Origin of the sequence: Acinetobacter sp. AHP123 (assembly GCF_023757925.1) — a bacterium.
GTDB classification, from domain to species: Bacteria; Pseudomonadota; Gammaproteobacteria; order Pseudomonadales; family Moraxellaceae; genus Acinetobacter; species Acinetobacter oleivorans.
Genome location: NZ_CP092454.1, coordinates 2,883,559 through 2,898,482, shown reverse-complemented (window position 1 = coordinate 2,898,482; position 14,924 = coordinate 2,883,559). Strand labels below are relative to the sequence as shown.

Below are 14,924 nucleotides of genomic sequence, written 5' to 3'. Positions count from 1 at the left end.
AGGTTTAATTTCCTTTATTTAAGACTCGGTAAATAAACATTCCTAATAACATTGCCACAATAAAATAGAGCGCTTCAAAATGCCCTAATCCAATAAGTGTTAAAGCGGGCGCTGGACATATCCCTGCTATTCCCCAGCCTATACCGAAAATAAAAGCACCGACAATTAACCTTTGGTCAATCTGTGTATTCATTGGTAATTGAATTTTCTCATTAAAAAGCGTTTTAGGACTTTTTATAGCCTTTTGAAATGGAATAAATGCCACAGCAATTGCGCCTAACATCACAAACATTAAGCTGATATCCCACTGCCCAAAGATATCTAAAAAACCTAATACCTTTTCAGGATTCGACATGCCCGAAATCATTAAGCCTAATGAAAACAAGCCACCAAATATAAAAGCTAAAATGTTTTTCATAAGATTACCCCAGCACATGACGAATGATATAAACGGTTAACATCCCAGCAAACATAAAAACTGCTGTCGCTATCATCGAGCGTTTTGATAGCCTGCTCATACCACAAATGCCATGGCCGCTTGTACATCCAGAGCCTAGTCGTGTTCCAAAACCAACAAGTACACCTGCTAAAATAAGTGCAAATGTATTGGCTTTAATTTCAATTTCAGGCTGATAAAAATAGCCATATATGAAAGGTGTAATCACGAGTCCTGCAATAAACCAGAATGCAGAACTTTTAAAAGTATCTTTAGTAGGATTAATGATTTGAGCAAGCAATCCACTAATTCCGGCTATACGACCATTTATATATAAATATCCAACTGTTGCGATGCCGAGTAATAAACCACCCAAAAAGGCATAGACAATATTTGACATATAACCACTCTTAACAATATATGTTTTTATAATCTGTATTATACGCTGATTCTTTTAGAAATACTTAATATAAAACTTTTGAGTTTATAATACTTCTTAACAAGAAAAAGCCCCAAGGTTTTGGGGCTTTTGTCATTAAATTAGATCTTTAATGCCTAATTGTTCAGGCAGTTTTTCCATGACTTTATTCAATCTAGTATTTGCAGGAGAGATACAACCAGTGTAATGGCTTAATTTTGTTTCCGTGCCATTTGGTTGAATCCATGAAATGTAATAGCTAGACATATCAGTTGCCGTTTGCTGACAACCCGCAGTTTTAGATTGTGTACCTGTTTCAGGACGATAAGCTTTTAAATCATCTGCAAGTTTTTTATAGTCTTTTACGCTGCCTTGAATTTCTTTAACACCGATAGCTTTAGTGTATTGCTTACCTTCAAAACGAATTAAACCTGTAGGTGTTACTTCTACAGAATAGATTGGGCATGCGCCAAAGCATGGACTAGAAGCATAACGAATTGTCTCTTGTGTATTCGGTGCTTGCTGAACAGAAGCACAACCCATCAAAGCCAAACCAGATAAAGTTGCAAGAACCAAAAATCTCATCGTATCACCTATTATTATCAAGTGGCTTTAATTTATCAAATCATACACTTCTTGTCATTAAAGACTATTTTTTGTGATTGTTTTCATCAATTCATACAGCTTACCGCTTAGGCTATTTTTATAATAATTAGATGTTATGATCGAAAGTGCATAAAAAAAGGCCCATCTTGCGATGAGCCTTAAGCCAATAAAAGCTTAAATTCCTGAAATACAAATTATTACTGGGTAGTAATAATCTGCGATGACCATTCTAACGTAATGCTATAAATTATATAAATATAATATAAATATATATTTACGCTGGTTTTTCCAGCAAAAAAATCCGACTTTTAAGGACTAAAAAGACAATAATGTTTATTTCTAATTAAAATTCACAACCTTAAGTTAAACAAAACTTAATAAACAAATCAGTTTTATTTATAGGTAAAACATTGTGAAAAATATCTAATCATTCGGCCACCTCTGCGGTTCAAGTATTCTCAATCTTAAGAATATTTTAGGTTTTGCAATGAGTTAAAGCACTTTTTTACTATTTGGTAAATCTATCTAGTTAAAATAATAGAATTTACCACAGCACTTTAATATAAAAAACATATTAAAATTAAAGGCAAAAGAGAATTACTCTCTTTTGCCTTATTTAATTATTGTTCTAAGCTATAAGCGATTACATAATCACCATGATCAGGAGACTGGCGAGCTCCGCCTGCCGTAACAACCACAAATTGTTTACCTGTTTTCGGTGAAACATAGCTTATTGGAGTTCCTTGGCTACCTACAGGCATGCGTGATTTCCACAGTTCTTTACCTGTAGATGAATCAAATGCACGTAAATAGTAGTCCTGTGTCGCAGCAAAGAAAACCAAGCCACCTTGAGTTGCCATCGGCCCGCCAATTGTTGGCATACCAATCGGTGCTTTTAAGCCCATTTTGATACCCATAGGTCCTGTGTCTTCAACCGTACCTAGTGGGACTTGCCATGCGACTTGACGAGTTTTCATGTCAATTGCAGTCATAGTACCAAATGGTGGTTTCTGACAAGGAATACTTAAGGCAGACATAAAGCGGTTTTTATTCACTTTATATGGTGTACCTTTCATTGGTACAGCACCCATACCTGTATTTACTTTTTCACCGCCACTCGCCTGAATCTTAATATCTTCAGGAGTTTGTTCCATTAATTGAACCCATAAACCAAGGCGCATATCGTTCACGAACATATAACGATGAGTCGGATCAAAAGCAATACTACCCCAGTTCATGCCACCCAAAGAACCTGGGAAGCTTAATGAAATGTCAGTACCTGGTGCAGTAAATAGACCTTCATAACGCATCGACTTGAAGTTAATACGGCACATGAGCTGATCAAACGGCGTTGCACCCCACATATCCGATTCAGTTAAAGTCTGATTACCTATTTGAGGCATTTCAACTGAACGTGGTTGAGTTGCACTGTATTGCTCACCCGGAATATTGGCTGGCTTAACTGGCTGTTCAATCACTTTAGTTAGTGGTTTGCCGGTTACACGGTCAAGCACAAAAAATTGACCTGATTTGGTTCCAATCACAACAGCAGGTTTAGTCGTACCATCTTTCAATGGGAAATCAACTAGACTTGGTTGCATTGGTAAATCGAAGTCCCATAAATCGTTATGAACAGTTTGATATACCCACTTTTCTTTACCTGTTGTCGCATCAAGTGCCAAAACAGAAGTATTGTATTTATGATCTAACGGATTACGGTTACCACCCCAAATGTCGACAGATGAGCTACCCATAGGTAAGAACACCGTATTCATTTGCGGGTCATATGACATTGCAGCCCATGAGTTTGCCGAACTACGTTTATAAGTTTCACCTGGTTTAAGAACATAGTTAGGATCTGGATTACGTGCGTCAAATGCCCAACGAAGTTTACCCGTAATGACGTCATAACCACGGATAACACCGCCCGGCATATCTGCTGCTACGTTATCGGCAATACGGCTACCCACTACAATGGTTGTTCCAGCAATAGTTGGTGCAGAAGTGACCTCAAAACGTGGAGCTTTAGTTCCAGCTCCCAGACCTTCTAACAAATCAACTGTTCCATTTACACCAAAATCAGCACAGCGCTGACCATTATCTGCATTCACTGCAATTAAACGACCATCAGGTGTATTGGTATATAAACGATGCGGACATGCTGTATTGGTTGCAACTGTGGTTACTGCATTTGCACCAGGCAAAGTTGGTTGTACAAGTGGTTTGGTTGAATCAAAGTATGCGACCCCACGGCAACGTTCCCAAGCATCGGCTTTAGAGTTCACTTCAGCTTTCCAGAGTTGTTTACCCGAGTCAGCATCTATCGCAAAAATGTTGTTATGTGGTGTACATAAAAAAACTTTGTTTCCAACTTGTAGTGGGGTCATTTGGTCTTCAGCACCATTACCACTACCTGTTGTAAAATCACCTGTTCTAAAACGCCAAGCTTCTTTTAGTTTATGAACGTTATCTCGGTTAATTTGATCGAGAGCAACAAAGCGACTACCACCTGCATCATTTCCATAATTTTCCCAATTCACCTGTTTTTTAGCTGGGTCAACTGGTACTAAAGGTAGCTTTTCTCCTGAACTTGCTACTGTTGGATGCGGTTGGAACATTTGATAGAACGCAATCAACATACCAACAACAACTAACCCACCCACTGCATAGGATGAAGAAGCCAAGCTAGTTTGAAATTGGTAACGTCGAATTGAAGGCAAGGTAAATAACAGTGCGGCAAAAAGACCAGCAGGAAACATTAACCGCGAGAATAACGGCCAAAATTCCCATCCTGCATCAACAAATGACCAAATGACTGTGCCAACAAAAACAGCCGCAAAAATCCAGACACCAAGTGCCTTTTTACGAAAAATACTAAATGCAGAAATGGTAATTAACAGTCCTGCGACTAGGAAATACCAAGATCCACCTAATGAAACTAGCTTGCCACCGCCTACGATGTAAAAAACACCAGTAGCCAATAAAACTAGGCCTAATAGAAAACACCATATTTTGAATAAGATATGAAACTTAGAATCTGACTCAGACATAGATCCTACTCCACATATACTGAACACAATAGTTCAAGCATTTGGGCCAGTTAAACTATGTCTAACTAGCCATCAACATTGTTAAAAATTGACTTTAACGCTTAAGCCCGCCACCCAAGCATCATCGACCGCTTTTACACCAGCAGGTTGATGGATATATTGAATGTTTGGACGTAACATAACGGCCGGAGACCATTGATAGGTATAGTTCAATTCGACATTTAGCTCGTCGTCTTGAATTGGAATATAGTCAGATGCAATCGCATCATAGCTATAATATCCACGGCTTTCGTTTGTTGCGATTTGCTTATCTTTAGCACGATCATTGACCAAATAATTGGCAATACCAAAGCCAATCGAATCATTTGGACGGCTATCAAATGGCCCTTTATACCAAAGAGCAAGTTGTTGGGTACTTTGAACAAAGGTCGTTGCCTTATCATTTACAACACCATTAAAACTTACATATAAACCGCGTTTCGGATCTTGGCCGTTATTCGTCAGTTGTTGTTGTGCATTAATCCAGAAACTTTGTTTTCCGTCATGAACCTTACCCGCGGTTTTAATATCATTCGCTTCTGCGGTTGAGTACAGCGCACCTACTTTATATTCACCTGGTAAACCATTAAAAGCAGCAAGTTTTGGTTTCCATGCGAGCTCAACTGGTATGGTTGCACCCTTCACGTTGTTCATATCCAGATTAAAACCATCACTATTTGATTCGGTTTTAATATTGTCTGGATTTACTTCATAAACACCGACACCCAAAGTCCACTCAGGCGCAAATTGATATTTAACGTTTGCAGCCCAAACACCAACTGGTGAGTTGTACCAAATTGAACCAATTGATTTTCCTAGCTGCCCACCACAAAGCAATAAGTTCTGAAACTCACATTGAGAACTATTAAAGTCTTCTGACATGCCCATACGGCCAACTTTGGCCTGTATAGTATTATCAACAAAGCCTTTCTTCACCCATGCTTGAGACAGACGCCAGATTTTACCGCGACCATAAATCTCTTGAGCATTACCTAATTGGCTAGAACGCGGGTCTTTAATACGCTCCAAAGTAAGCGCATTTCCGTCACGTTTAGTCACGACTAGACTCGCTGTTGTATCTTTCCACCCAGCAATCTTTTCTAAATCGAAGTTTGCACCTAAAGAAAGCTGTGCGGCATTTTCAAAAGTATTGCTGTCGTTGTAACCACCATCTAAATTTGTGGCACTTTGGCTCATAATAGAAGCTGTAAATTTATAGCCCTGTTGTTCTAGCTGCTGGCGTTCACCATTCCAGTCACCTAGCAACCATTGACGGTCTTGTGACCAAGGCTCATTAGCAAGTGCAAATTGACTGCCTAATACTGCGATTGTTAACACACTCAGTTTCATTATATTTGGCATTTCAAGTCCCTTTTATCATTTCTATATTTCTATGCTGCGCCTCATTTTGAGGCGCTTCCCTTATTGTTATTATTTAGTTTGTACGGCCGAACTAAGTTCAGACGTAGCTCCAAAACGATCCGTTACATTCGCTGTAATTGAAGCAACTTTGAGAGTTGGCTTCCAATTCGCTTTTGTATTGCCTTCGGCATCTGTAGCAACGGTAACCGCTCCTAAATATTGCTCAGCTTCTTTTGATGCTGCATTTTGATTTCCAAAGAACTCAACTTGATAGCGTTGGTTTGGTAAACCATTAATTTCTACAGTAACTGAACCTTTATTAACGGTTAACTTCGGCGCTTTAATGCCCTGATTCGGCTGAGCATTACAGTTTTGTTGATTTGGTTGAGTACATGTTTTTTGTTGCTTAGATGGATCCACAACTACACCGCCACCGCGAGAACCGACAAAACCTTCGTGTTCAAGTGCAGGTACACCAAATACAATTGCACCTAAACGCTGATTTGGTACACATGAACCACCGGCTTCACAGCGTTTAATATCTTTACCATTGTCCCAAATCAGATTTTTAGTCAATGTAATTTTTGCATTCGCATCTTTTTCCGAACGAATAGCAACACCAATACGGTTACCATGCACTCTATTGCTATCAAGAATATTGCCATCACCCGTCATGTTGAAACCAATCGAGTTATTGGTCATTTCGTTATAGGCAATATAGTTACGCTTACCCCAGTTAATCTGTAAACCATCCGAGTAGTTTTCGAATTTATTACCGACTACGGCATTGTCATTACCCCACAAAATTTCAATACCTTGTGATGGCTCTGGGTTTGCTTTCGTTGAAACAAAATGGTTATTTGCAATTAAGTTAAACGCAGCGCCACGTGTCAGTTCTAAACCATCACCATTGTCTTGGAAGATGTTGTCTAAAACTTTGTTGTTATTGGTCGTGGTTGCCGTTGGGTTACCTTGCCCGTCATCACCAGTAAGCATGACACCAGCACCGCCATAGTTATTACTAATACGGTTATGTTGAATAAGGTTATTGCTTGAACGGTTAACCAAAACACCAATACAGAAACGATGAATGTCTAAACCTTTTAAAGTGACATTGTTGACGTCACGTAGTACCAATCCCGGTAAAGTCATGGTACGGACATTTGTTCCGTATTGCTCAGGGTTTGCACCAGGACAAGCTTTTGCACCTTCGCCTTTAATGTAATTTGATCCATCAATTGCGATGTATTCACCCGTTTTATCCCACTGGGTACCAATAATTTTGACAGGTGCTTTAATTTCAGGAAGTGCGCTATTTAATTTAATCGCATAAGGTGCTTTGCCTACCGCCTGAATCAAGATCTCGCTCGCTTCGCTTGAGTTTGCATTGGCTTGTTCAATTGCCCAGCGTAAAGAGCCTTTATTGCTATCGTCTTGATAACGGTCAACCACATAAGTTTGTGCTGCAGTTATTCCTGAAACCATCAAACCTAATGCAAGAGTAGTTAAACGTAATGTATTCATTTCATCATATCCTTATGATTTATGGGTTTGTTGGTTGAACGGTTTTTAAAATCTGTTTGAGCTTAGTCACATCAATTTGTCCTGGTGCAGAAGCCTGCCCAATCATGCCAAAGCTATAACTTCCGCCCATGTTGGCAGTCGCAACACGAGAAATCGTACCAAGTTGTCCCATCGACATCGTTAACAATGGTTTAGTGGTTTGCTGACTTACTTTTAAAGTTGCGTTCATTAAAGTGAAAACGTCTTGTTTAGATTTTGGCATTACGGCAATTTTTAGAATATCTGCCCCCATTTGATCTTGTTTTAACAACCGTTTTTCAATTTCATCTTGGCTTGGCGTTTTTTGGAAGTCATGATTAGACATCACAATCAGCACTTTCTTTTGATGTGCTTTTTGAACAATCTCTGAAACTACTTTTTGATCACGGAACATTTCAACATCTAACCAATCCATGAATGGATTTTTTAAATAAGCCTGATAAGTCTTACCATAATCCGCATCGCTAATTTCAAGCTGACCACCTTCGTTTTTAGTACGAATTGTGGCAATTAATGGCTTATTACCTAGAATCTTTTTTAATTCATGCCCCAATGCAATCACTTGTTTTGTATCACTTGCAAAACTGAGTAAGTCGATACGGAACTCTGCCAAATCAGCATCTGCTGTATTCGCAATCACTTGAGCTTGCGCTAAAGCTTGTTCTTTGGTTTTTGCTGTAATTGGAACAATTGTTTTAACTGCTGTAGTCGCAGGTTGTGTTTGAGTAGCTAAAGCAACAGGTTCAGCATTTACCTGTGCTGTGAAAAATGGGAGTGCAAGCAAACTTAAGCTTAATAATGTTTTCATTTTCATCTCTGTCATACCATCCTTTAAAAAGGCTACACGCATCCATGGACAATCATGTGTAGCCTTAGGTGTTTCTTAAATATCAAAAAATACTGTTTCGTTATCGCCTTGAATACGAATATCAAAGCGGTAAACAATTTCACCATTTTCTTCAAAACGTTTTGCAATAAGAGTTTGGCGACGCGGTGCCCACTCAATGCTATTTAAAATTGGGTCATTGCCATTTGCCTCAGCTTCATCTTCAAAATAAACACGTGTATGAAGACCTAAGTTAATACCGCGAGCGAAAATGACTAATGCAATATGCGGTGCTTGAGTTGAACCTTTGCGACCGGCTGTAGCACCTGGCTTAATTGTATTAAAGCTCCAGATACCTGTTTCAAAGTCAGCACCAGTACGACCCCAACCCTGAAATGCAGGATCAGCTTTTTGCTCACGCGTATCTGCCTGACTTGGGTAAATACCATTCGCATCGGCTTGCCAAATTTCAATCAGCACGTCGCGCAGCGGTAAACCTAATCCGTCAAATACCTGACCTTCAAGACGAATACGCTCGCCTTTGGTTTGATCTTGTACTAACTGGTTATTAAAGTTGTTTTCAAACACTTCGATATTTGCTTGTTGTGGCAACAAACCAATGTGAACGTAAGGACCACCTGTTTGAGATGGAGTTTCTTTTAATTCCTGAAAATTCCAGTTATTCATGCTCGTGCTCCCAATTAAGTCAAATCATTTTCGAAGTAAGTCGCTCGACGTCCACGTAAAGTGATGTCAAAACGGTAACAACGGCTATCAGCTTCGATAAAGTTGTTTTTATCTTCTAGTGCAATCAATGCACGACGTTGATCTTCAGAAGGAATCGTTTTTAAAATCGGGCAAGTGTCAATGAGCGTATCGCCTTCAAAATAAAACTGCGAAATTAGGCGCTGAGCCCAACCATCAGCAATTAAAGAGAAGTGAATATGAGCTGGGCGCCATTCATTAATACGGTTACGCCACGGATATGGACCTGGTTTAATGGTACGGAAAATATAAAAACCATTTTCGTCAGTTAATGTACGACCACAACCACCGAAGTTAGGGTCCATTGCACCAATAAACTTATCGTTTGGATGACGATAACGTCCAGAAGCATTGGCTTGCCATACTTCTAAAAGCGCATTTTTTACAGGACGACCAAACTGGTCACGGACATAACCATGAACGATGACACGCTCACCAATTGGTAAACCATCTTTGGCATAGTTCAAAATCAAATCGTTATCTTTTGGGCCAAACAAATTTGAAGAAAAATGCGGTGAAGTAACTTCAGTTAAAGTCTCATTAATAGAAATCAATGCATTTTTTGGCGAACGTAAAACACTTGTCTTATAACCTTCTGCATATGCAGGTGGATGGTCTTCTGTATTACGTTGGGCGTAAGCACCCCAGCTATGTTGTGACATCTTTATCTCCTTAATCCTGTTCTTTTGCTGCAACTGAGTTGACTTCTATTCCCAACTCTTTAAAGACTTCTTCGGCCATATGCATTGCAGCATTTGCAGCAGGTAAACCTGCATAGAGTGAGCTATGTAAGATCAACTCTTTTAAATCTTCTTTAGTGACACCATTGTTGAAACAAGCACGTAAATGCATGCGTAGTTCATCTTCACGGCCAAGCGCCAATAAAATTGCGATCGTCACTAAACTACGTGTATGACGCGGTAGGCCCGGACGAGACCACACCTCACCCCATGCGTAACGGCTAATAAAGTTTTGAAAATCTTGGTTAAAGTCATTTAAGTTTTGCAAAGACCGACCAACATGCTTTTCACCCAAAACTTCAGTCCGCACCTCAATGCCTTGTTTATAGCGTTGTTCATCATTCATTGTGATAGACCTCTATTAAGTTGCATCGGTATGCGCAACAAGTGATTTAACAAATACAGCAACAGCCGCAGCAGTTGCTGGAATTAGTAATAAACTAAGAATGGCAGTAAACGACCAATCATTACCAAGTAGTACGGCACCAATCCAAGCACCAAATACCGCACCGAAACGACCAATACCCGTCATCCAAGAAACACCAGTTGCACGGCACTGCGTTGGGTAAAAACGAGCACTTAAAGCTGGCATGGAAGATTGCGCACCATTAATCGCGATACCTGCACAAAGAACCAATACAGCAAGTAATGTTGAGTTTCCTAAGCTTTGACCAACAGCAATCGCAAATAGACCTGCGGCAAAGTAGAAAATGGCAATGACACGGTTCGGATTAAATTTATCCATCGCCCAACCAATGAACAATGCACTGACCACACCACCAAACTGGAACAAACCACCAATAAATGCAGCACGCTCCATTGAAGCACCTGTTTCACGCATGAGTGTTGGTAACCAGCTTGTAAGCAAGTAAACCACTACTAAGCCCATGAAATAGGTCAACCAAAGTAAAAGTGTCCCTTTTGCATATGGTTTAGAAAACATAATTCCAAAGACATTTTTCTTTTGAGCTGTTTCAGTTTTCTCTTCAGGTACGTGGAATGCGGTGGCATTTTGAACTTGCGTTGGCGCGATATGATTTAAGATCTTGCGTACTTTTTCAGGGTTCTTACCTTTAACAATTAAAAAGCGGTAAGACTCAGGTAATACAAAAATCACTAAAATCATTAAGATCAAAGGTGACCAGCCACCAAGTAAAAATAGACTGTGCCAACCATAGGTCGGGATGAGCCAGCTACTAATAAAGCCACCTGTTGCCATTCCTAGGTTGTAGCCACAGAACATGCATGTCACCAGTAGTGAACGAATGCGTGTTGGACAGTATTCAGAGAATAATGTGGTGGCATTTGGCATCGCTGCACCCAAACCAATACCTGTCAAAAAGCGTAAAACGACAAGGCTATCTAAGTTGGTCGCATACGCAGATGCCAAAGTAAAACCACCAAACACAAGCATCGAAAAAGCTAAAACGATTTTTCGACCAAAACGGTCAGCTGTTGGACCAGAAACCAAAGCTCCAATAATCATTCCACCAAGTGCAGCACTCATCACTGGGCCTAACTGAGAACGATCAACACCCCAGTCTTGAGCCAAAGCTGGAGCGATAAAACCCATTGCAGCAGTATCGATACCATCAGTAAAAATAATTAAGAAACAGATGATTGCGATCATCCATTGATACTTACTGAGTGGAGCATCATTAATTAATGCTTGAGCATCGATACTTTTATTTGGTGCAGCGTAATCCTGAGACGCCATATTTGCCTCCTTAAGGCCAATTCCTTTTAAACTACTAAGCTATTAGATTTGCTGAATAAACCTAGTCAATTCCTGTGTAAATCTTTGTGGTTGCTCAATATTAGAAAGATGAGATGCTTCTAATTTAGCAATTTGACTGTTCTTAATAGCATTCTGCATAAACTCAGCATCTGCTACTGTTGTCACTGGATCTGCCGTTCCTGCAATGAGCAATACCGGCACTTGTATTTGTGTAATTTCATCTCTTAAATCAGCATGTGCTAAAGCACGACATGCATTGGCATAACCTTGTGCTGGTGTGTTTGCCAGACTTTGAATCGTCGTTTGTGCAACCACATTATGTTGATAGTCGAATTTTTCGCTAAACCAACGTGTGTGCGTGGTTTTAACCAATTCAGCCAGTCCATTTTGTTCTACTGATTCTGCGCGACTCAACCACGCCTCAGCCTGTCCAATTTTTGCCGCCGAATTTGCGACAGTAATACTTAGAAAGCGCTCTGGGTAATGGATAGCTAACCAAAGCCCTGTAATTCCGCCCATTGAAATGCCACAAAAATGAGCTTTTTCAATATCTAAGGCATCTAAAATATCAGCAACATCTTCACCTAAATTTTGTAAAGATGTTTCAGCGATCACATCACTTTCGCCATGACCACGTGTGTCGTATGTAATGACATTAAAATGACTTTTAAGCTCATCTACTTGCGGCTGCCACATTCCATGATCTGTTCCTAAGGAGTTAGATAACACAAGTGTTGGAGCATCTTTTAATCCGTCAGTGTATACAGCGAGCTGCTTACCTTGTCGATTGGTTATAAGCTGTTTCACTTTATGTCTCCTCCTTGTGCTTCTTGCAGAACAGCATCAATTTGAGCTTGAATGTTGCCCAAATAATTTTCTGCTTTAAATATTTCCAAAATTTCTGTTTGACTAAAATGTTCTTTTACTTCATCTAACTGACTAACAACCTCAGATAAATGCTGCTTTTGAGCCACGGCTGTTTTACAAGCGGCTTCAACAACATGATGAGCATTTAAACGTCCAATTTTTGGAGCAAGTGCCATCATCACAGCTTCTGCCATAATCAACCCGTTGGTACAGTCAAGGTTCTGCTGCATATGCTCAGCATTAACTTCGAAACCATTTAAAACTTCACCAGTACGAGTTAATGCTCCAGCACAAAGCTGAAAAATTTCAGGGATTGCTAACCATTCTGCATGCCACGCACCTAAGCTACGCTCATGTTCCTGCACCATGCTTTGATAGATACTAGACATAAGTGCTGGTACACGATTTGCTGCTGCAAGTACTGAAGCTGCTGCAACTGGATTACGCTTATGCGGCATGGTTGATGAACCACCACGACCCTTTGCAGTTGGTTCAAATAACTCTGCAATTTCAGTTTGCATCATGAGTGACCAATCACGTGCCATCTTGCCCGTATTCCCGACAATCATGCCAAGCACACTTACGATTTCTACAATACGGTCGCGCTCACCATGCCATGTGCTTGTGGGTACAGTCAGATTCAGCTGCTGAGCAAATGCACTGACCACAAGTGAACCTTGATCTTGCAAAGAAGCTAATGAACCCACAGCCCCACCTAACTGAGCAGTAAGTACACGTGATTTCATGGCTTGAATACGGTCTAAATCACGTTTAAACGCAGAAGCCCAGCGAGCGAGTTTATGCCCTAAAGTAATTGGCAAAGCTTGCTGTAACCATGTACGTCCAATCATGACTTGATAGCGATATTGCTTAGCTTGTTGTAATGCAGCGGTGTAGCACTGTTGAAGTTGTGCTTCGACAATATTTAACGCATCGCGGCATTGCAAAATACAAGCTGTGTCTAAAATATCCTGACTTGTTGCGCCCCAATGCACATAACGTGAAGCATCTTCATCTACATCTTTAACAATTGCCGTAAGCTGCTTTACAAATGGAATTGCGATATTTCCAGCTAAGCCAGTTGCTACAGCCAACGCTGGAAAATCAAACTTTTCTATTGCCTGCTCAGCTACTTGGGCAATGGTATTAGCTGCATTGTGAGGAATCACGCCAACTTTTGCCTGTGCTTGAGCTAATGCAACTTCAACCTGAATCATATATGTGATTAAAGATGAGTCACTAAAGATGTCCGTGACGCCTTCTTGATAAAACAAGCTGGCATATAACTGGCTCATGATTAGACTCTCTCAATAATCAATGCGATGCCTTGACCTACACCAATACACATTGAACACAAAGCGTAACGACCACCTGTTTGTTCAAGTTGGTTTAGGGCTGTAGTCACTAAGCGTGCACCTGACGCACCAAGTGGATGACCCAAAGCAATTGCACCACCGTTTGGATTTACCTTGTTGCTATCGTCTGGCAAACCTAAATCACGGGTCACGGCCAAAGCTTGGGCAGCAAAAGCTTCGTTAAGCTCAATCACATCCATCTGATCTAAAGTCAGGTTGGCTTGTTTAAGTAATTTCTTAATCGCTGGTGCCGGAGCAAAACCCATAATGCGTGGTTCTACACCCACTGCTGTTGAAGCAATGATCTTGGCACGTGGTTTGAGGTTGTAGGCCTGAACTGCCTCATCAGAAGCAATCAGCAGAGCGGCTGCACCATCATTAATACCTGAAGCATTCCCCGCAGTCACAGAACCCTCTGCTTTAACTACAGGTTTAAGTTTGCTTAAAGCTTCAAGGGTGGTCGATGCACGTGGATGCTCATCGGTATCAATCACAACAGCATCACCCTTACGCTGAGGGATTTCAACTGCCACGATTTCTTTAGAAAAAAAGCCTTTGGCTTGCGCGCTTGCGGTGCGTTGTTGGCTCACCAAGGCAAACTGGTCCTGATCTACACGATTAACGTTGAACTGTTCAGCGACGTTTTCGGCAGTCTGGGGCATAGTGTCTACACCATACAATTCTTTAAGTTTAGGGTTAATGAAACGCCAGCCCATGGTGGTGTCTTCAATCTTCTGGCTACGACCAAAAGCACTGTCAGACTTACCCATCACATACGGTGCACGGCTCATGCTTTCCACACCACCTGCAATCACCAAGCTCGCTTCACCTGCTTTAATAGCACGGGCAGCAATGGCAATCGCATCGAGTGAAGAACCACACAAACGGTTAATGGTGGTTGCTGGTACTTGATACGGTAAACCTGCAAGCAGTGCTGACATACGGCCGACATTACGGTTATCTTCACCGGCTTGGTTAGCACAGCCATAGATCACATCATCGACCTGTTCCCAATCTACATTTGGGTTACGCTGCATGAGAGCTTTGATCGGCACAGCACCAAGGTCATCGGCACGGACAGGAGCAAGGCCACCGGCATAACGGCCGAATGGAGTACGGATGGCATCGATGATATAAGCGTTTTTTAATGTCATTTCCC

Annotated in this window: 14 protein-coding genes; all 14 read right to left on the bottom strand. The window is 40.8% G+C overall.

What is annotated here, in order from left to right:
* Positions 1–4: 4 nt before the first annotated feature.
* A complete protein-coding gene (locus MJX77_RS13820) occupies positions 5–418 on the bottom strand; it encodes a DUF6691 family protein (protein ID WP_252059364.1) in 414 nt (137 codons plus the stop codon).
* A 4-nt stretch (positions 419–422) separates the two neighbouring features.
* Complete coding sequence (locus MJX77_RS13815) at positions 423–836, bottom strand: YeeE/YedE family protein (protein WP_111854082.1); 414 nt, start codon at positions 834–836, stop codon at positions 423–425.
* A gap of 135 nt (positions 837–971) precedes the next feature.
* Entirely contained in the window at positions 972–1,430 is a 459-nt protein-coding gene (locus tag MJX77_RS13810) for a DUF6438 domain-containing protein (RefSeq protein WP_081399304.1), read from the bottom strand.
* Positions 1,431–2,080: 650 nt separating this feature from the next.
* Positions 2,081–4,510 carry a glucose/quinate/shikimate family membrane-bound PQQ-dependent dehydrogenase gene (locus MJX77_RS13805; RefSeq protein WP_252059363.1) on the bottom strand — a complete coding sequence of 810 codons (2,430 nt, stop codon included), beginning with the start codon at positions 4,508–4,510 and terminating at the stop codon, positions 2,081–2,083.
* A gap of 81 nt (positions 4,511–4,591) precedes the next feature.
* Entirely contained in the window at positions 4,592–5,911 is a 1,320-nt protein-coding gene (locus tag MJX77_RS13800) for a carbohydrate porin (protein WP_013197674.1), read from the bottom strand.
* A gap of 69 nt (positions 5,912–5,980) precedes the next feature.
* Positions 5,981–7,435 carry a right-handed parallel beta-helix repeat-containing protein gene (locus MJX77_RS13795; protein ID WP_252059362.1) on the bottom strand — a complete coding sequence of 485 codons (1,455 nt, stop codon included), beginning with the start codon at positions 7,433–7,435 and terminating at the stop codon, positions 5,981–5,983.
* 19 nt (positions 7,436–7,454) lie between these two features.
* A complete protein-coding gene (gene aroD, locus MJX77_RS13790) occupies positions 7,455–8,282 on the bottom strand; it encodes a type I 3-dehydroquinate dehydratase (protein ID WP_111854576.1) in 828 nt (275 codons plus the stop codon).
* A 75-nt stretch (positions 8,283–8,357) separates the two neighbouring features.
* Positions 8,358–8,987 (bottom strand): protocatechuate 3,4-dioxygenase subunit alpha, encoded by a 630-nt coding sequence (pcaG, locus tag MJX77_RS13785; RefSeq protein ID WP_060466640.1) that lies wholly within the window; start codon positions 8,985–8,987, stop codon positions 8,358–8,360.
* A 14-nt stretch (positions 8,988–9,001) separates the two neighbouring features.
* Positions 9,002–9,727: a protocatechuate 3,4-dioxygenase subunit beta gene (gene pcaH, locus MJX77_RS13780; protein WP_016137964.1), complete on the bottom strand. Its 726-nt coding sequence runs from the start codon at positions 9,725–9,727 to the stop codon at positions 9,002–9,004.
* Positions 9,728–9,737: 10 nt separating this feature from the next.
* Positions 9,738–10,151: a 4-carboxymuconolactone decarboxylase gene (gene pcaC / locus MJX77_RS13775; RefSeq protein ID WP_005306044.1), complete on the bottom strand. Its 414-nt coding sequence runs from the start codon at positions 10,149–10,151 to the stop codon at positions 9,738–9,740.
* 15 nt (positions 10,152–10,166) lie between these two features.
* Entirely contained in the window at positions 10,167–11,522 is a 1,356-nt protein-coding gene (pcaK, locus tag MJX77_RS13770; protein ID WP_049836838.1) for a 4-hydroxybenzoate transporter PcaK, read from the bottom strand.
* Positions 11,523–11,564: 42 nt separating this feature from the next.
* Positions 11,565–12,350 (bottom strand): 3-oxoadipate enol-lactonase, encoded by a 786-nt coding sequence (gene pcaD, locus MJX77_RS13765; protein ID WP_151767810.1) that lies wholly within the window; start codon positions 12,348–12,350, stop codon positions 11,565–11,567.
* Complete coding sequence (gene pcaB / locus MJX77_RS13760) at positions 12,347–13,705, bottom strand: 3-carboxy-cis,cis-muconate cycloisomerase (RefSeq protein WP_252059361.1); 1,359 nt, start codon at positions 13,703–13,705, stop codon at positions 12,347–12,349. Before pcaB ends, pcaD begins: the two co-directional genes overlap by 4 nt.
* Before the next feature lie 2 nt (positions 13,706–13,707).
* Positions 13,708–14,919 carry a 3-oxoadipyl-CoA thiolase gene (pcaF, locus tag MJX77_RS13755; RefSeq protein ID WP_252059360.1) on the bottom strand — a complete coding sequence of 404 codons (1,212 nt, stop codon included), beginning with the start codon at positions 14,917–14,919 and terminating at the stop codon, positions 13,708–13,710.
* Positions 14,920–14,924 lie beyond the last annotated feature (5 nt).